The organism is Evansella halocellulosilytica, assembly GCF_002335745.1.
GTDB lineage: Bacteria > Bacillota > Bacilli > Bacillales > Salisediminibacteriaceae > Bacillus_CA > Bacillus_CA halocellulosilytica.
The window spans coordinates 1,460,039-1,476,508 of sequence record NZ_NIST01000001.1; the positions used below are offsets into that span (position 1 = coordinate 1,460,039).

The window sequence follows — 16,470 nt, forward strand, 5'->3', positions numbered from 1 at the left end:
TGGATGATAGAGTTATTTTTCAAGTGGATTAAACAGCACCTAAGATTAACCAAAATTTGGAGTACAAAACCGCAAGGTATTTGGAACCAAATGTTTCTCTCTTTAATTGCATATGGATTATCTTTAATCGTCAAACTTCAAACAAACTCTAATAAGTCTGCTTGGGAATTCTTTAGACTCCTTCAAACTTATCTCTTTAAAACCGTTGGCTCATTTAAAAGAGCTTTAAAACGGAAAAAGAAAAGAACATCTAAGGGGAGACAAAAAGTGCCCATACCAAAGCCAAAAGTGAAGCCAGATTTTGGGGATGTAGCTCTAGATAAAACAGAATTAAAGAAGAAAAAGCACAAGTAACTTAATGATTTAGACAATTGTAAAAAAAAGGGAACAAGGTCGAAACACTACCTCGTTTCCCTTTTTTCTTCATAAGGACAAAAGTTACTTGAAAAAATTTACATATATTGAATTTAAAAACAATTGTGCAACACCATTGGGCACCTGGATATTTCTGGGTTTAGTTTGATGCTTCTTCTAGCTGCAGTTCTTCCCATTGTTCCATATAGGTTTCAATCTTTTGCTTCGCTTCTTCGATGTTTTCATTCAATTTCATTGATTTTTCATGATCTTGGTACACTTCTGGGTCACATAGCTCTTCTTCCCATTCGGCGATGTTCATTTCAGCCTGTTCAATCATTTTTTCAAGTTCGTCAATTTTCCGCTGGCGTTGGCGAGCTTTTTTCTTTAGCTCTTTCTCACGTTCGTAATCTTGTTTCGACTGCTTTTCGTTCGCGTCGAACCCTTCAACCGAAGCATCGACACGCTTTGAGGCTTCAAGCTCCTCCCATTCAGCTTGCTCAAGCTTTTTGGCAATATAGTAATCATAATCACCTAAATAGTTCGTAATCTCTGTTGAGGAGAGCTCGACGACACGGGTTGCCATTCGGTTCACGAAATAGCGGTCATGAGAGACGAAGAGCAACGTACCTGGATAGTCAATTAAAGCATTTTCTAGCACCTCTTTACTATCAAGGTCAAGATGGTTGGTCGGCTCGTCCAAAATGAGCAAGTTTGCATTTTTCATCATCAATTTTGCAAGCGCAAGACGAGATTTTTCGCCTCCGCTTAAGTCTGAGACAATTTTGAGTACATCTTCACCGCTGAACAAAAAATTGCCGAGGACAGTACGAATATCTTTCTCGATGGTTTGAGGATACTCATCCCAAAGCTCTTGGAGTACGGTTTTATTTGACGTAAGCTCTGTCTGTTCCTGATCGAAATAACCGATAGACACGTTGCTTCCGTACTGGATATGACCATCGAGCGGCTTTATTTTTTCAGATATCGCTTTAATGAGCGTTGATTTTCCGATCCCGTTCGGCCCGAGTAACGCAACACTTTCACCACGTGTCAACTTCAAATCGAGGTTTTCGACTAAAGGCTTACTATCATAGCCGATGGCTAAATTTTGGATCGTTAACACGTCATTTCCGCTTTGACGAGTAATATCAAAACGAAATTTTGCCGATTTATCCTCATCTGTCGGCTTGGTCATCAAGTCCATTCGTTCAAGCTGTTTTCGCCGACTTTTTGCTCGATTGCTTGTTGATGCCCGGGCAATATTTCGTTGGACAAAATCTTCGAGATTTTTTACTTCTTCCTGCTGCTTTTCGTACATTTTCATTTCGAGCTCGAGCCGTTTTGCTTTTTCCTCTAAATAAGTGCTGTAATTTCCTGTATATTTCACCGTTTGATTAAAAGAAAGCTCGTACACATAATCGACAATCCGATCGAGGAAATAGCGGTCATGGGATACGACTAAGATCGCACCAGGATATCCAGCTAAATAATTTTCCAACCATGTTAATGTGTCAATATCAAGGTGGTTCGTTGGCTCATCCAAGATGAGAAGGTCAGGCTTTGTTAACAGCAGTTTACCTAATGATAACTGAGTTTTTTGCCCGCCGCTTAAGCTGGAAATCGGTGTATTATAATCAAAATCGGAAAAGTTTAAGCCAGACAAAATACTGCGAATGTCAGCTTCATATTGATAGCCGCCTTGATCTTTAAAATCTTGCTGTAGCTGATCGTACTCACTTAAAATTTTTTCATAGTTAGGTGTGTTTGGATTACTCATCTTTTCTTCTAGCTGGCGCAAGTTTTTCTCCATATGTTTCAAATGAGAAAACACACTCAACATTTCATCCCAAATCGATCTGTCCGAATGAAGACCGCTATGCTGAGCTAAATACCCGATTTCAACATTTTTCGGAATGATTAAATCGCCAGAATCGTGAGAAAGCTCGCCTGCGATAATTTTCAATAGAGTAGATTTACCGGCACCGTTACGGCCGACGAGCGCAATTCGTTCACGGCTTTTCACTTCTAATTTCACATTTGATAATATCGTTTCAGCCCCGAAGGACTTCGTTATTTGCACACATTGTAGTAAAATCATCTTCGTTCATCCTCTTAGAATATTCCGTCATATCAATAATGTAAGTGTACATGACTCCTCGGTAAAGTAGCAACATTCTCACGCTACATACGTGCAAGTTTTTTATACTATAAAAATCTGATGAAAAATCGGATAACGCCAACTAAGGCTTGTACAAGAGGATAGGAGTTTCTAGGGAAGAATCCATTAGCATGCAGAGAAACTCTTTATCGATAAAGCCAAGTTTTTTTACGAAAAGTGTAGGGTTGTGCAGATTTTACAACAATGGTGTACAATAGAAGAAGACAATAAAGGGGGATCAAAATGGGTTCGTTCACACATTTTAATGACCAAGGCAGAGCGAAGATGGTCGACATTTCTGAAAAACAAGAAACGGTCCGAACCGCTATTGCAAAAAGCAGTGTCCAAGTGTCAAAAGAGATTTATGAAGGAATTACGGGCGGAACGATGAAGAAAGGCGATGTTCTATCCGTTGCACAAGTAGCAGGGATTATGGCTGCAAAAAACACATCACAGTTGATTCCGATGTGTCATCCTTTATCACTGTCAGGTGTGAATATTCATTTTGAATGGGAAGTAAGTGATGAGACATATGTTCTTCACATCGAGTCCAGCGTAAAAACGAAGGGTAGCACCGGTGTTGAGATGGAAGCGCTAACATCTGCATCTGCTGCGGCATTGACCGTCTATGATATGTGTAAAGCATTAGATAAAGGAATGGTCATTGGTGAAACCTATCTGCTTGAAAAAACAGGTGGAAAAAACGGTGATTATAAAAGATAAATAAAAAACTGCCAAAGGATGAGGAGGACAAAGAATGGATATCGATCAAGCAAAAATACCTCAAGCAACGGCAAAGAGACTGCCATTATATTATCGATTTTTAGAGAGTTTGCAAGCATCAGGAAAGCATCGCGTTTCTTCAACAGAATTAAGCGAAGCAGTAAAAGTTGATTCAGCGACAATACGTAGAGACTTCTCCTATTTTGGAGCTTTAGGAAAAAAAGGTTACGGATATAATGTCAATTACTTACTAACCTTTTTTAGAAAGACGCTGGATCAAGATGAAGTAACGAAAGTAATTTTAGTTGGAGTTGGGAATCTCGGTACCGCATTATTGAATTATAACTTTACAAAAAGCAATAACATGAGAATTGAAATGGCGTTTGATGTTGAAAAATCAAAGATCGGCCAAAATATTGGAAGCGTTCCCATTTATCACTTGGATGAATGTAAAGAGCGTATTTCCGGTGTAGCGGAAGTAGCGATCTTAACTGTGCCTGCCCCGGCTGCGCAAGGGATTGCCGACGAGTTAGTCAAATCAGGTATCAAGGGGATTTTAAATTTCACACCTGCGAGACTTTCTGTACCAGACAATGTCAGGGTGCATCATATCGATTTATCAGTTGAGCTTCAATCACTCATTTATTTTTTAAAGCACTACCCATTGTAATAACAATAAGCTGTTCCAAAAAGCGCAATATCTCGTGCTGATGGGACGGCTTTTTTATAAGGTAAGAAAGTATATAAAATTTCAATTTCTCGATTATTGTCTAGACTAGCAGGCACGAGCGTTTCCTACACGAGCTTCCACACGGATGTGGTGGCTTCGGCGTTCCCGCAGGACGCGGGGGTTTTAGCCGAAGATCTTATCTTACGAGTTGTCTCGACGGACAGGACGTCCTAATGCCGGGCATGCCACAGGACGTGGCGTATTGCCCGGTTGACGGATATAGCTTCAAAGTGATACTAGAAGTGGAAGAGACAGCGCTTTTCGCCGATAGGCGGGCGCCTTTCGCTTTTCTTGTAAGTTAAAGATTGATAAAACCGATGGGCGAGCGTATTAAAACGACTAAGCTTTGCACGAAAATATAAACGTTTCTAGAAAGTACAATTCGTTTGCCAAGAAACGCTTTAACGACAAGCCTAGTTTTGTTTATGGAAAAAATCGTTCCGAATATCAAAGCGAAATTCTCGTCGCACCGAGCCTGAGAATTTGGTATAGTAGAAGTAGATATTTCGAGTATCGAACTTTAGAGAAATCAGGTGAGAGAATGAGTAAAGTTCCACATAAATGGATCGTATTATTTTCCGTACTATTTGGGACGTTTACGGTCATATTAAATAACAGTATGTTAAACCCAGCAGTTCCGCATATTATGGAAGTTTTTGATGCGGATGCAGTCGCAGCAGGCTGGGTCATCACGATATTTATGGTAACAATGGGTATGACGATGCCATTAACTGGCTTTTTAAGTGATAAATTTGGCAAAAAAGAAGTTTATTTATTCGGTATCGCTCTGTTTATATTAGGGTCAATTCTTGGTTCATTATCTTGGAATCTATCATCTCTTATTTTTTTCCGTGGTCTTCAAGGAATAGGTGGCGGCTTCATTATGCCGCTTTCGATGGTGTTTATTTTTGAAGTATTTCCGAAAAAAGAGCGTGGAATGGCAACAGGAGTATGGGGAATCGCAGCGATGATGGCTCCAACCATTGGACCGACACTAGGTGGGACAATTATTGAGCTCGGTACATGGCAATGGCTGTTCTTATGTAATATACCAACAGGCTTACTCGGATTGACGTTATCAATCATTTATTTAAAACGGACGAAGAAAGCAGAGAACTTAATTTTTGACCGAGGTGGATTTGTGACCGTTACACTCGGTGTTGGTGCGATTTTACTTGGATTGGGCAGAATCAGTGAGCTTGCACATTTATATGACCCTATCAATCTGGCATTGTTAATTGTTGGTGTGGTCGCTCTCTTTGCTTTTGTTAAAATCGAAAACGGGAAACAACAGCCATTACTTGATTTGTCAATCTTTAAAATAAAAGCCTATACTTACAGCGTCTGGGTTGCAATTATTAGTTCGATCAGTTTATTTGGCGGTATTTTCTTAATTCCATTACTTGTTCAAAATGTTTACGGATATGGAGCGATTATGACGGGGCTCGTGTTTTTACCATCAGCTCTCTTATCAGGTATTTTTATGACGATTGGTGGACGAATTTTAGATAAGAAAGGTCCTTCAGTCGTTGTAACACTTGGACTTATTTTTACAACCGTCGGAACTGTATGGTTCGGATTTATTGATATGCAAACTGGACTTTGGATGCTCTTTTTCCTCAATGCTTTACGTGGAATCGGTATGGGCTTTAGTACGATGCCTGCCACGACGACAGGGATGAACTCTATACCTGAAAAATTCATTTCGCGTGGATCAGCGATGAATAATGTGTTAAGGCAAATGAGTTCGGCGCTAGGGATCGTATTTATGTCCGTTTATTTCGAAGTGCGGCGTGCACAAGTCATCGCATCCAACGGAATGACTATGGAGGAAGCGAGTCTTCAAGCAATAACGGAAGGGTTTCTCTTGATTGGGGTATTAACGCTCATATCGATTCCTGCAGGTCTCCTGTTAGGGAAAGAATATAAAAAGCAGCAAGAACAAGAAAAGCAAGAAGAAATGAAAGCTGAAGCTGCAAATGGATAAAACGGCCGCCTTTATTGGGGGCTTTTGAAATAATTTTTTCTGAATTAAGTAGGTTAAAGGATAGATAGATGAACGAATGTGAAGTTCGAAAGTGAAGGAGGGGAAAATATGAGTGACAATGGAAAAACTGATCATTTGCCATATTATGCAGTGATCTTTACATCACAACGTACAGAAGATGTTACAGGGTATGGGGAAATGGCAGATCGAATGGTAGAATTAGCTTCTCAGCAAGAAGGATTTTTAGGAGTAGAAAGCTCCCGAGATAACGAGCTTGGTATAACGGTTTCTTACTGGGAATCGTTAGAAGCTATTAAAAAGTGGAAAGATCATTCAACTCATCAAATTGCCCAAGAAAAAGGTAAAGAGCAATGGTATAAGCACTACAAGGTTCGAGTATGTAAAGTAGAGAGAGAATATTCTTTTACGATGTAAATTCATGTTTTACTTCAAAGAGGAAGTGAGGCTTTTTATGGAAGTAAACATAAATCCTTATTTAGGTCTGAAAAGAAAGAGGTTATATGAATGAATGCATCATTTCTCATCCGATTCAAAGCTTTTATGATCGATTACATTGTTATTCTCGTTTACTTACTCGTTATTGCGAACATCAATATCTTCCTGTTTCCATCGCTTCAACAATTCTTCCAAGGTTCATTAGTAACCGCTCAATTTACAGGTTTTTTAATGGTGACACTTCCTGTCTCCCTCTACTTTATTGTGTGCGATTCAAACATTGTCGGACAGTCTTTCGGAAAAAAGAAAGCAGGTATACGAGTTGTTCGACAAAACGGTGAAGCTATATCAGTGCTGCATAATACATTTCGGACAATCCTTAAGTTTTTACCGTGGGAGCTGTCACATTACTTTGTGTATCGTCTCGTTTATCTAGGTGATGGTGAGATGCCGTTTGCATATTATTTTATCGGTGGACTTATTTATGCACTCATCTTTGCTTATATATTGACTGCGATATTTACGAAAAAGAAACAATCACTCTACGATATCGTTGCGAAAACATCAGTAGTAAAAGTTTCTTCTTAGTAGTTGACGAAAGAAACCTTTACCTGAGTCCCTAAACAGTAGGCGGTTGAGTCAAATGAGGCAGTAGATAATATAGTTTTGAAGCAAAATAAATTCATGATAAAAACCTCTATTTAATTAATGGTTTCCGGAATGAAACGTGGGAAATGAAAAAATGATAGAATTGAATTGAACAAAAGTTAGCGTCGCATTTCCCTTCTAGGTGGAGGGGTTACTAACGATTTACTGAAAGTTGCAGAAAGGAACGTAAGCTGATGACACCTTTTACAGAAAAAGTGATTGATATTATTCGTCATATTCCTGAAGGCAGCGTAATGACATATGGGCAAATTGCCGGACTTGCAGGTAACCGCAGAGCTGCCAGGCAAGTCGTCCGAGTTCTTCATTCGATGAGCAGGAAGCATCGTCTCCCATGGCATCGGGTCATTAATGCGAAAGGACAAATTGCTATTCAACACGATGAAGCTTTTAATGAGCAAATGCTCCGCTTAAAAAACGAAGGTGTTGAAGTAGACGAAAATGGGAAAATTGATTTGACGGTTTATCAATGGCATTCTTAAAGCAGTATTATGCTTGTCGATAGTCATACACTTGATTTCACCGTAGTAACTTTGGGTTTGGTCATAGTAAAAAGTGTTTTAGTCATAGCAACTCCCCCTTTTGGGGCAACATCCCTGCTTTTCTACGCAACTTCTCTACTTTTTGGCGCAACATCCCTGCTTTTCTACGCAACTTCTCTATTTTTTGGCGCAACATCCCTGCCTTTCTACGCAACTTCTCTATTTTTTGGCGCAACATCTCTGCCTTTCTACGCAACTTCTCTATTTTTTGGCGCAACATCTCTGCCTTTTGACGCAAACTTCCCCATGCTTCCGCGCAACTTCTTCTCGTTTAGCCGCAACTTCACCTTTGTTCACCGCAACGACTATTTTGTCGTAAACATAACCTGCAGGTGAGGAGGTGGATCGGGCTCATAATCTGAAATATTGACCTCCATTACTGCTGGACAAGCTTCAATATAAAAATATTCTTCCTCGCATTGTACGACAATCGCTACTAAATACTTCTTTTCTCCATCTATGAAGCCATAACCAGTAACATGCTTGATCAATTTACGAGAAGGGAAATAACTGTTTTCCATTACGCTGATTCCATTATCGAGAGTAACGGAATCTATTTCATAAAAGGTATAGTTTAGAGGCTCTGGTGTTGCTCGATCGTGAAGTAAAAGAATATTATCGCCCATTTTAGTCTCTTTCCACTCTAAATACCAAAAACCTTCTTCTTTTAATGCTTGTGTATTTTCGTCATAAACAGCCCAATGTAAAAATGGCATTGAACAGAGGATTTGCAAAGTTTGTTCACCTTTCAAAATGCTAAATCGTTTACCTACAAGTTCAACTAGCATTTTTCCTTTCAAGCTCATCAGCTTTTCCCATTCTTTTTTCATCTTTATCTCCGCTCCTTTCAGCCACTAGCATTATCTATTCCTACATATCTTCATTAGTTTAATAAAGGGATTGCGTTAATGATCGGTTCCTCATAAGGATGAATCCTCTTAATGATCGTTTTTACTTCTTCTAGATCCTCATATAAACATCTAAATTCCATTTTACATTCAGTGCCATGAGAAACCTCACCGCTAATCCCGTTAAATGGGGAAGAGTTCGACAATGGTCTCCAATATCCTTTCACTCTAGAGTAAGAGATGACATGATCATAGTTTCCTACAGTTAAAAAGCCTGACTCGTTTAACTGATCTCTTAGCCTTACGACATATTCTTCTGGCAAAAGAACTTCTATTTTGACGAACGTAATTTCCATGTTTTCCCCTCCACTTTCTTAGTGTATCATGTTTCCATTAAATGGGTAATGCGTTTAACGTGTTTAGAGGACATGAGATCCGTTATGTAGAGGAAAAAACGTTATACGAAGGTGTTTGAGGACATCAGGTACGCTATTACTTGTAAATCATCAAAAATGAGGAGGAATATGCTAACATAACGGTACTGGTGTCCGCGAACATGCTGAAAGCATCGTTTTTTGATAAAATAACGGAACGAGTGTCCCCGTAGCGCTGCAGATCACAAATAGTCGTATTCATGATGACATAAATCACATACGAAAAAAGCCCCGGACTGTTTAAGGACCGGAGCTGTTGCTAAGTTAAAAAGCATCGTATTTTTCAAAGCGTTTTTCTAAATAGTTTTGTAAGACGGTCATGACTGAGCAGACTGCCCAGTAAATGAGCGCGACTAAAATAAACATCGTCATGTAATCCATTTCGCGGCCAGCAACGATCCGGGACATTTGAAAAATTTCCGGTACCGTAATCATCGCTGCGAGTGAAGAAGCCTTAATGAGATCAAGCATCACATTGGATAGCGGTGGAACAGCAATCCGAAACCCTTGCGGCAATATGACACGTCTCATCGTCATCCAATAAGATAATCCGAGAGAACGAGCAGCCTCCCATTGTCCTTTCGGAACCGCTGCGATCGCAGAACGATTAATTTCGGCCATGTATGCGGCACTGTTTAAACTAAAGCCGATAATGGCGGCGGTTACCGCATTAAATTCAATGCCAATATACGGGAAGCCGAAATAGAGTAAGAATAAGATAATGAGTATTGGGACTCCCCGCATAAAGGAGATGTACGTTCTTGCTGGCCAACGAAGCCACGTCCGAGAAGACGAACGGGCTAACGCTAAGAAAAGACTAATGAAGAGACCAATGGACATACTGACGAGAGAGATGAAGAGTGTATACCAAATGCCTTGCATGACATAGGGTAACGATTCGATCGCGAGCTGAGGATCAAAAATGTATTCCCATTGAATCTCACTCATGTTCATTCTCCTTTACTTTTCATCTGCGAAATCGATGTCAGGCTCCACTGAAACGTCCTGGCCACCGAAAAACTGTTCAGAAAGCTCCTGAATTGTACCATCTTCAAGCATTTCGTTAATAACCCGATTTAAGTTTTCCTGAAGTTCAGTTGAATCTTTTTTCATGATCATCGCCTGATTGTTTGGATGATAAAACAGGTCAGGGTGGATAACAACATCAATTTCAGGTAAAGCTTCGATTGCTAATGATTGTAAGTAATAGTCATTCATTACGACATCAAGACGACCGTTTTCAATATCGCGCAAGTATGTGTCATTTGTGACGTTCTCGTACGTGACTCCTTCAGCGCCATATTCTTCAGCAATTTGCATATAGATCGTCGTTGCAGCGCCACCGTGACGTTTTCCTTCAAGGTCTTCTAACGTTTCAATGCCAGAATGGTCATCAGGGCGAACGATCATCGCACCGTAAGAAAATTTATACGGATCTGAAAATAAGAAGTCTTCTTCACGACGTTCATTAATGTCGATATCATTTACAGCTAAGTCAACTTGACCGCTGTTAATCGACGTAAGCATACCGTCAAAGCCCATCTCTGTAAATTCAACTTCAAGGTCAAGGCGCTCCGCTGCTTCGCGAGCAATTTCAACTTCAAATCCAGTTAATTCATCCGTTTCATCTGAATGATAGGATGTTGGGTAAAGAGTGCCGGAAGTCGCAACTGTTAAAACGCCCTCTTCTTGTATTTCATCCCATTGGGAAGAGCCAGCTTCATCATTGCTGCCTCCGTCACCACATGCAGCTAGTATCATCGATACCGGTAAAATAGCCAATATGGACATTTTACGGATTTTTTCTCGTAACATTTGCATCTTTTTCCTCCTAGTTAAAAGTATCATTAGTGCATTAAAAACATAGCACGTAAAGGCTGACAATGGCAACGGCAATACTCACGAAAAGAATAAGTAAAAATCTTTCGTCAATTTGAGGGTGCTAATCATTTTTCAAGAAAGTATATGTTAATGGTAAGATGAACATAAGTGAATCATGTGCACGTTAGAAAACGAAGCAATATAATAGATTTATTCAATTGGAGATAATTAAGAACCTGGAACGACAGGAAACGATACATGTAAGTAGGTGAGCGAAATGGAAGAAGACGTTCGGATTTTGATCGTAGAAGATGAAGAACAAATTGCCCGTGTGATCAAGCTTGAGCTTGAGTACGAAGGGTATCAAACCGAGATGATTTATGATGGAAGTGAAGCTTGGCATCAAATACAAAGTCATCCTCAAAAGTGGAATTTAGTGTTGCTTGATGTGATGCTTCCGAGCTTGAGCGGGATGGAAATACTGAGAAGAATGAGAAAAGAAGGCATTGGCACACCTGTCATGATGCTGACGGCTCGGGATGCGATTGTCGATAAAGTGACAGGTCTTGATCAAGGAGCAGATGATTATGTCACGAAGCCTTTTGAAATCGAAGAATTATTAGCGAGAATTCGGGTACACCTTCGGAAAAATGGTGCAAGCTCTTCTGGGGATGGGCTCGATATGAATGAGACATTATCATTTGTTGATCTAAAAGTGAATATTTATTCTCGAGAAGTGACACGTGGCGGCACGATCATTGACTTAACTCCTAGAGAGTTTGATTTATTAGTCTATTTAATGAAAAACTTGAATCACGTCCTTTCTAGAGAACAAATTTTGGAACATGTTTGGGGTTTTGATTATTTTGGTGATACGAATGTTGTCGATGTATACATTCGTTATTTACGACAAAAAGTAGATCGTCCTTTTGAAACACCACTGATTCAAACTGTACGTGGGGTTGGCTATGTTATGAAGGAGTCGTCGGGATGAAGATCTCACAAAGAATTACGCTTTTTTCAACGATCATGCTGCTGATTCTATTACTCGTAGTGAATACGAGCATTTATTTTTTGTTTCAGCATTATACGGTCAATGCAGAAATGGACCGTGCTCAAGAGCAGTCAAGAACGATTGTCGAGGCACTTCAACCGACGTCTGCTGACTGGGCACCTGCTGAATATGTAAGAGCCTATGTTTCTGGTGAAGGGATGGTCCGGATCGTGACGGAAAATAATGAAGTCGCGATGTCTGTATCATCGAAAAATCCTCGATTAAATGAATTAGAATGGCAGTTTTCCACGATGGAAATGTCCGATCGAGTAACGTTTAACGGGACGTCATACGTCGTGGCACGAACACCAGTCATTTGGGAAAACGGAGATGTTGCAACACTTGAAGTGTATGAACCGATGACAATGCTAGAAGAGACATCAGCGAGGTTAAGAGTTATTTTATTGCTCGCTTCTCTGCTCATCCTCATTCCTTCCTTTTTTGCAGGCAGGTCATTAAGCCGGTTTATCCTTCATCCAATCCAGTCTCTCGTTCGAACGATGAATCAAATTCGTGAAGAAAAGACGTTCAAAAAAATTGATGTCGACGAAAAATCAACGGATGAATTGTCAGAAATGGGTCAAACATTCAATCACATGATTGATTTGTTAAAAGAAAATTATGAGAAGCAGCAGCAGTTTGTGTCTGATGCTTCACACGAATTAAGAACACCGTTAACAGTCATAAACAGCTATGCTCAATTGTTAAAAAGAAGAGGGCACGATAACCCGGAAGTGTTTGAAGAGGCTGTACATGCGATTACGTCTGAATCGAAACGAATGAAAGAGATGACGAATCAAATGCTTGCCTTAGCGCAAGGTGACGAAACGACAATGATGGAGCTCGAATATGTTAATGTGAAAAATGTGTTATTTGAAACGGCGAAACAAATGAAAGTTGCATATGGGCGTGACATCCATCTTCAAACGGGAGGCACTGGTGATTTTTCGATTCTTGGTAATGAAATGCAATTAAAACAGCTAGCTTATATTTTAATCGAAAATGGCTTAAAGTATAGCGAACGAGAATTGGATATCGATGTTACCCATGTACAAAACGTGTTAAGAGTCCGAATCCAAGATTACGGTATCGAAATGGCGAAAGACGACATTCCTCACGTTTTTGACCGTTTCTATCGAGTTGATAAAGCGCGAAGTCGGAAAACTGGCGGGAGCGGGTTAGGCCTTTCGATTGCGAAGAAAATCGTCAAAGCTCATCAAGGCACGATTCGAATAGAAAGTGAAGAAGGGAAAGGAACAACGTTTATCCTTGAATTTCCGGTGTTAACATCGAGAGGTGAGGCATGATGAATAAAAAAACAATTGTAATGATGATTAGCGGATGTTTACTCCTTTCGCTTGTTCTGATCTTTACATTTATCACTGATACGGAAGCAGCTCTGTCTGAAGCAGATGTTCAATCGATTTTAGAAGATCGTTATCGAGGTGAAGCAAAAGCAATTGCTCATAGCGGGTCATTATATGAAGTCGAGTTCCATTCTCCCTTCGGGCAATACTTGATTGAGGTCGATCAAAATGATGGCACAATCGTATCCTTTACACAGACGTCACAACAATCTGATTATGATGGATGGGAAGAAGGGCGAGATGGAGAAACACTTTCAGTAAATGAGATTAGGGATATCACTCGGCAAACGTTATCAGAGGATGTAGAAATACAGGAAGCGACATTACATGATGAGGCAGACAATCCGTTTTATCGTGTGAAAGTGGTGACGTCCGAAGGGGACGGATCGTTAGAAATTGATGCACGAACCGGAGAAGTTCTGTTATACACCGTTGAAGAAGAGGCTCCTCCTGAACCGATTTCAGAACAAGAGGCGATTAATATTGCTCTTTCTGAACATACTGGTGAAATTGATGACATTGATCTAGAAGAACAGGACGGGCGTCTCGTTTATGAAATCGAAGTTGAAAATGATGACACAGGCATTGATGCAGATATTATTATCGATGCGTATACAGGTGAAGTGTTGTCTGTCGAATATGATGATTAAAGTGACAAAAGAATGAACAGGAGCGAATGATACGAGAATGAGCCTAATTGTAGCTTGACCACACAAGTCCCGATTCTAGCTGGACATTCGTTCGTTAAACGGCGATAATTGCTCGAATTTATTCGTTTACGGACAGGGAGTACTCTATTGATTATTAGAGAGCGACAATAGAGTGATTTCGTGTAAATAAAGGAACCGGTATCCGCGAACCTTTGTAAAAGGTTAATTTTTGAGTAAATAACGGATTCAATGTCCGCACACAAAAAAGAGATGTACGATAGGCGCTTGGGAGATCCAAGCGCTTTTTATGTACGGAACGGTGCTGCTATGCAGATTCCCCTCTTTTTATATAAAATGGCGGATCCAATCTACGCCGTATATGAATAAGGTTTCTTGTTTTCTCATCAAATTCTCATTTTTCTTTAAAGGTCCTTTAAGATTTCTTGTTTATACTCATCAGTGAACAGAAAAAAGGAGGACATTTAACATGAAAAAATTAACGATGATTTTAACGGCAGCATTTGTCATAGGAGGAACGTCAGCGATGACGCTTGCATCAAACGATACAAGTGATGATGTTAAATCAGCACAATTAAACCCAGTTACTGAAGAGGAATATGAGTCTGCACCTTCACATTCAGAAGAAGGTTCCTCATCGAACGATGGAAAAATATCATCTGAAGAAGCAGTCGAAATTGCTAAAGGCGTGTTAGACGGAAAGTTGGATGAAGTTGAACTCGATACAGAAGATGGAATGCTCGTTTATGAAGTAGAGATTAAATACAATGGTGACGATTACGACTTTATCATTGATGCTCACTCTGGAGAGATCATTGAAATTGATGATGATTTACTGAAGACCCCTTTAAGAGATGAAATGAACGTTTCTGTCGAGCAAGCGAAAGAGATTGCTTTAGAGACAGTGCCGGAAGGGAAAATTAAAGAAGTTGAGTTAGAGAGGAAACGTGGCAGCTACGTTTATGAGATTGAAATGAAATATCGCGGTGATGATGGGGATATTTACATTGATGCAACTACAGGAGACATGCTCAAAATCGAAGATGATTTATTAAAGAAGCTAGATAAGGAACAACGTTCGTCTGCTGAAGGAAACAAAGCGAAAACAGAAAAATCAAGTAAGGATGAAAGAATTTCTCGTGAAGAAGCGGGTGAAATTGCTTTAAACTACATCGGTGAAGGGTATATCGATGAAATAGAACTTGAAAAAGAAAAAGGTCATCTCGTTTACGAAGTAGAAATTGAATATAGCGATGATGATGTTGATGTTTACGTTGATGCGTACACAGGTGAAGTCGTTTACGTAGATTAATATAGAAAATGTAAAAAAATAACAAGTGCCAGGCACCTGGAAATGACTTTCCAGGTGCCTGGCACTTTTGTTGTTTCTTATTTCTTTTGTTCTCCTTGTTTTTTCGCTCTTCCGAAATGGCGAAAAGCTAGCATGTAATCGACGGCTGCTACAGCCATAAAAAGAATCGTAAAAATGTCCCATCCTTCAGTCCGATTATTTTGATTAATCGCGAAAAAGACAAAAAACGAGGCCATGATAAAATAAAAATATCCTAAAAACTTCGGATTTCTACTCATTAAAAGAATCCTCCAATAATCATTTGCAGTTGCTCATATTCCTCAATGAAGCGCTGGATCTGCTCTCCGAAGACAACTTGTATGAGCATAACGAAAGAGTTAATACCTACGTGAGCCATAATTGGTACGATGATTCGCTTCGTTTTTGCATATAAGTACGCAAATACGATCCCCATTGCTAAGTAGACGAGTAAATGCTCGAAATCCCAATGAACAACAGCAAAGATAAACCCACTAAGTAATGCAGAAATCCAAAAGCCGAATCGCTTGAACAAGCTTCCGAATATAACCATACGGAAGACGATTTCTTCCATGACAGGAACGAACACAGCCACAACGATAATTAACCAAGGAACCGCGTTTGCCCAGTCAACAATGACTTGCGTATTTTCAGAGCCCGGATCAATATCGAAGACGAGCATCTCAATTAATGCGGCTACGTATTGAGCAGCAAAAGCCATAAAAATACCGAGGATCGACCATAAAATCGTCGTACCAACGTCAGCACGATCTCTCATAAAATGTTCATCAGGCTTCGCTTTTAAAGTTAGTAATACGATGATAAGAAATCCAATTGAGAACGTAATTAATATAGACATACCGAGCAGTTCTTCTTCTGTTCCGGAAAATCCAGAGCTAATTAATAGCGGTAATGTCACAACAGAAGTTGCAACCTGCATGATGATGAACGCCAAAAGTATCAGCCAATATCGTTTTGTCAACGCGCATATCTCCTTTTTACAATAAAATGTTTCGTATATAGCAGTATGAAAAACGCCTTTAAGTTTAGTGAACCTTACGACACTTCACCAATTTATATGTGTAAAATATGGAGAAGTATGTATTCCAGTTCGAAACGAACAAAGTTATGACGCTTTCATCACAACTGTTTCTTATTGTACCATAAGAAAGAACGAAAGTAAGAATAGAAGGCCTCTCCGGTTAAATGAAAATTGATATGCTATTCGATATGTCTGTTCGAAATCAGAATGTATAATATTACCTGTAATGGTTGATAGTAGAAGGTGGATTGTCGTCGTTTTATATGATCTCTTATAAAAAGGCTTGG

19 protein-coding genes are annotated in these 16,470 nt (G+C 39.7%); 11 read left to right on the forward strand and 8 right to left on the reverse strand.

The window, feature by feature from the left end:
- The coding region (locus tag CD001_RS07045; protein WP_407081096.1) for a transposase at window positions 1-354 on the forward strand (354 nt) is incomplete at its 5' end.
- 160 nt (window positions 355-514) lie between these two features.
- Here the strand turns inward: CD001_RS07045 and CD001_RS07050 are convergent.
- The gene (locus CD001_RS07050; protein WP_096186830.1) at window positions 515-2,455 is read right to left on the reverse strand and encodes an ABC transporter ATP-binding protein; all 1,941 of its coding nucleotides are present in this window, start codon (window positions 2,453-2,455) and stop codon (window positions 515-517) included.
- Between the two features lie 303 nt (window positions 2,456-2,758).
- On the opposite strand from CD001_RS07050, the gene moaC reads away from it, so the two are divergent.
- The 6 genes from moaC to CD001_RS07080 all read left to right on the forward strand — a co-directional run bounded on the left by moaC (window position 2,759) and on the right by CD001_RS07080 (window position 7,559).
- The gene (gene moaC, locus CD001_RS07055; protein WP_096186831.1) at window positions 2,759-3,238 is read left to right on the forward strand and encodes a cyclic pyranopterin monophosphate synthase MoaC; all 480 of its coding nucleotides are present in this window, start codon (window positions 2,759-2,761) and stop codon (window positions 3,236-3,238) included.
- Window positions 3,239-3,272: 34 nt separating this feature from the next.
- Entirely contained in the window at window positions 3,273-3,908 is a 636-nt protein-coding gene (locus CD001_RS07060; protein WP_096186832.1) for a redox-sensing transcriptional repressor Rex, read from the forward strand.
- A gap of 601 nt (window positions 3,909-4,509) precedes the next feature.
- The gene (locus tag CD001_RS07065; protein WP_096186833.1) at window positions 4,510-5,955 is read left to right on the forward strand and encodes an MDR family MFS transporter; all 1,446 of its coding nucleotides are present in this window, start codon (window positions 4,510-4,512) and stop codon (window positions 5,953-5,955) included.
- A 108-nt stretch (window positions 5,956-6,063) separates the two neighbouring features.
- The gene (locus CD001_RS07070; protein WP_096186834.1) at window positions 6,064-6,390 is read left to right on the forward strand and encodes an antibiotic biosynthesis monooxygenase family protein; all 327 of its coding nucleotides are present in this window, start codon (window positions 6,064-6,066) and stop codon (window positions 6,388-6,390) included.
- Between the two features lie 90 nt (window positions 6,391-6,480).
- Entirely contained in the window at window positions 6,481-6,999 is a 519-nt protein-coding gene (locus tag CD001_RS07075) for an RDD family protein (protein ID WP_096186835.1), read from the forward strand.
- A 254-nt stretch (window positions 7,000-7,253) separates the two neighbouring features.
- A complete protein-coding gene (locus CD001_RS07080) occupies window positions 7,254-7,559 on the forward strand; it encodes an MGMT family protein (RefSeq protein ID WP_096186836.1) in 306 nt (101 codons plus the stop codon).
- A gap of 82 nt (window positions 7,560-7,641) precedes the next feature.
- Here CD001_RS07080 and CD001_RS07085 read toward each other — a convergent pair whose 3' ends face one another.
- The 5 genes from CD001_RS07085 to CD001_RS07105 all read right to left on the reverse strand — a co-directional run bounded on the left by CD001_RS07085 (window position 7,642) and on the right by CD001_RS07105 (window position 10,722).
- Window positions 7,642-7,857, reverse strand: coding sequence for a hypothetical protein (locus CD001_RS07085; protein WP_096186837.1), 216 nt, complete (start codon window positions 7,855-7,857; stop codon window positions 7,642-7,644).
- Between the two features lie 67 nt (window positions 7,858-7,924).
- Window positions 7,925-8,449 carry a hypothetical protein gene (locus CD001_RS07090; protein WP_096186838.1) on the reverse strand — a complete coding sequence of 175 codons (525 nt, stop codon included), beginning with the start codon at window positions 8,447-8,449 and terminating at the stop codon, window positions 7,925-7,927.
- 53 nt (window positions 8,450-8,502) lie between these two features.
- Window positions 8,503-8,823, reverse strand: coding sequence for a divalent cation tolerance protein CutA (gene cutA / locus CD001_RS07095; protein WP_096186839.1), 321 nt, complete (start codon window positions 8,821-8,823; stop codon window positions 8,503-8,505).
- A 342-nt stretch (window positions 8,824-9,165) separates the two neighbouring features.
- Window positions 9,166-9,849 (reverse strand): amino acid ABC transporter permease, encoded by a 684-nt coding sequence (locus CD001_RS07100; RefSeq protein ID WP_096186840.1) that lies wholly within the window; start codon window positions 9,847-9,849, stop codon window positions 9,166-9,168.
- 12 nt (window positions 9,850-9,861) lie between these two features.
- Window positions 9,862-10,722 (reverse strand): transporter substrate-binding domain-containing protein, encoded by an 861-nt coding sequence (locus tag CD001_RS07105; protein ID WP_257009733.1) that lies wholly within the window; start codon window positions 10,720-10,722, stop codon window positions 9,862-9,864.
- Between the two features lie 277 nt (window positions 10,723-10,999).
- On the opposite strand from CD001_RS07105, the gene CD001_RS07110 reads away from it, so the two are divergent.
- The 4 genes from CD001_RS07110 to CD001_RS07125 all read left to right on the forward strand — a co-directional run bounded on the left by CD001_RS07110 (window position 11,000) and on the right by CD001_RS07125 (window position 15,123).
- Window positions 11,000-11,716 carry a response regulator transcription factor gene (locus CD001_RS07110; protein WP_096186841.1) on the forward strand — a complete coding sequence of 239 codons (717 nt, stop codon included), beginning with the start codon at window positions 11,000-11,002 and terminating at the stop codon, window positions 11,714-11,716.
- Window positions 11,713-13,083, forward strand: a complete 1,371-nt coding sequence (locus tag CD001_RS07115) for a sensor histidine kinase (protein WP_096186842.1) — start codon at window positions 11,713-11,715, stop codon at window positions 13,081-13,083. The genes CD001_RS07110 and CD001_RS07115 overlap by 4 nt, the downstream gene beginning before the upstream one ends.
- A complete protein-coding gene (locus CD001_RS07120) occupies window positions 13,080-13,793 on the forward strand; it encodes a PepSY domain-containing protein (RefSeq protein ID WP_096186843.1) in 714 nt (237 codons plus the stop codon). Before CD001_RS07115 ends, CD001_RS07120 begins: the two co-directional genes overlap by 4 nt.
- A gap of 487 nt (window positions 13,794-14,280) precedes the next feature.
- Window positions 14,281-15,123 (forward strand): PepSY domain-containing protein, encoded by an 843-nt coding sequence (locus CD001_RS07125; protein WP_096186844.1) that lies wholly within the window; start codon window positions 14,281-14,283, stop codon window positions 15,121-15,123.
- 77 nt (window positions 15,124-15,200) lie between these two features.
- Here the strand turns inward: CD001_RS07125 and CD001_RS07130 are convergent, their stop codons facing one another.
- Together CD001_RS07130 and CD001_RS07135 are read right to left on the reverse strand one after the other, a co-directional pair.
- Complete coding sequence (locus tag CD001_RS07130) at window positions 15,201-15,401, reverse strand: YdiK family protein (RefSeq protein ID WP_096186845.1); 201 nt, start codon at window positions 15,399-15,401, stop codon at window positions 15,201-15,203.
- Complete coding sequence (locus tag CD001_RS07135) at window positions 15,401-16,123, reverse strand: CPBP family intramembrane glutamic endopeptidase (RefSeq protein WP_096186846.1); 723 nt, start codon at window positions 16,121-16,123, stop codon at window positions 15,401-15,403. The genes CD001_RS07130 and CD001_RS07135 overlap by 1 nt, the downstream gene beginning before the upstream one ends.
- Window positions 16,124-16,470: the final 347 nt, after the last annotated feature.

What these genes read in the sequence shown, in the direction of transcription:
- CD001_RS07050 (WP_096186830.1), bottom strand. Translation starts at nt 2,455, where the DNA reads ATGATTTTACTACAATGTGTGCAAATAACGAAGTCCTTCGGGGCTGAA.
- moaC (WP_096186831.1), top strand. Translation starts at nt 2,759, where the DNA reads ATGGGTTCGTTCACACATTTTAATGACCAAGGCAGAGCGAAGATGGTC.
- CD001_RS07060 (WP_096186832.1), top strand. Translation starts at nt 3,273, where the DNA reads ATGGATATCGATCAAGCAAAAATACCTCAAGCAACGGCAAAGAGACTG.
- CD001_RS07065 (WP_096186833.1), top strand. Translation starts at nt 4,510, where the DNA reads ATGAGTAAAGTTCCACATAAATGGATCGTATTATTTTCCGTACTATTT.
- CD001_RS07070 (WP_096186834.1), top strand. Translation starts at nt 6,064, where the DNA reads ATGAGTGACAATGGAAAAACTGATCATTTGCCATATTATGCAGTGATC.
- CD001_RS07075 (WP_096186835.1), top strand. Translation starts at nt 6,481, where the DNA reads ATGAATGCATCATTTCTCATCCGATTCAAAGCTTTTATGATCGATTAC.
- CD001_RS07080 (WP_096186836.1), top strand. Translation starts at nt 7,254, where the DNA reads ATGACACCTTTTACAGAAAAAGTGATTGATATTATTCGTCATATTCCT.
- CD001_RS07090 (WP_096186838.1), bottom strand. Translation starts at nt 8,449, where the DNA reads ATGAAAAAAGAATGGGAAAAGCTGATGAGCTTGAAAGGAAAAATGCTA.
- cutA (WP_096186839.1), bottom strand. Translation starts at nt 8,823, where the DNA reads ATGGAAATTACGTTCGTCAAAATAGAAGTTCTTTTGCCAGAAGAATAT.
- CD001_RS07100 (WP_096186840.1), bottom strand. Translation starts at nt 9,849, where the DNA reads ATGAGTGAGATTCAATGGGAATACATTTTTGATCCTCAGCTCGCGATC.
- CD001_RS07105 (WP_257009733.1), bottom strand. Translation starts at nt 10,722, where the DNA reads ATGCAAATGTTACGAGAAAAAATCCGTAAAATGTCCATATTGGCTATT.
- CD001_RS07110 (WP_096186841.1), top strand. Translation starts at nt 11,000, where the DNA reads ATGGAAGAAGACGTTCGGATTTTGATCGTAGAAGATGAAGAACAAATT.
- CD001_RS07115 (WP_096186842.1), top strand. Translation starts at nt 11,713, where the DNA reads ATGAAGATCTCACAAAGAATTACGCTTTTTTCAACGATCATGCTGCTG.
- CD001_RS07120 (WP_096186843.1), top strand. Translation starts at nt 13,080, where the DNA reads ATGATGAATAAAAAAACAATTGTAATGATGATTAGCGGATGTTTACTC.
- CD001_RS07125 (WP_096186844.1), top strand. Translation starts at nt 14,281, where the DNA reads ATGAAAAAATTAACGATGATTTTAACGGCAGCATTTGTCATAGGAGGA.
- CD001_RS07130 (WP_096186845.1), bottom strand. Translation starts at nt 15,401, where the DNA reads ATGAGTAGAAATCCGAAGTTTTTAGGATATTTTTATTTTATCATGGCC.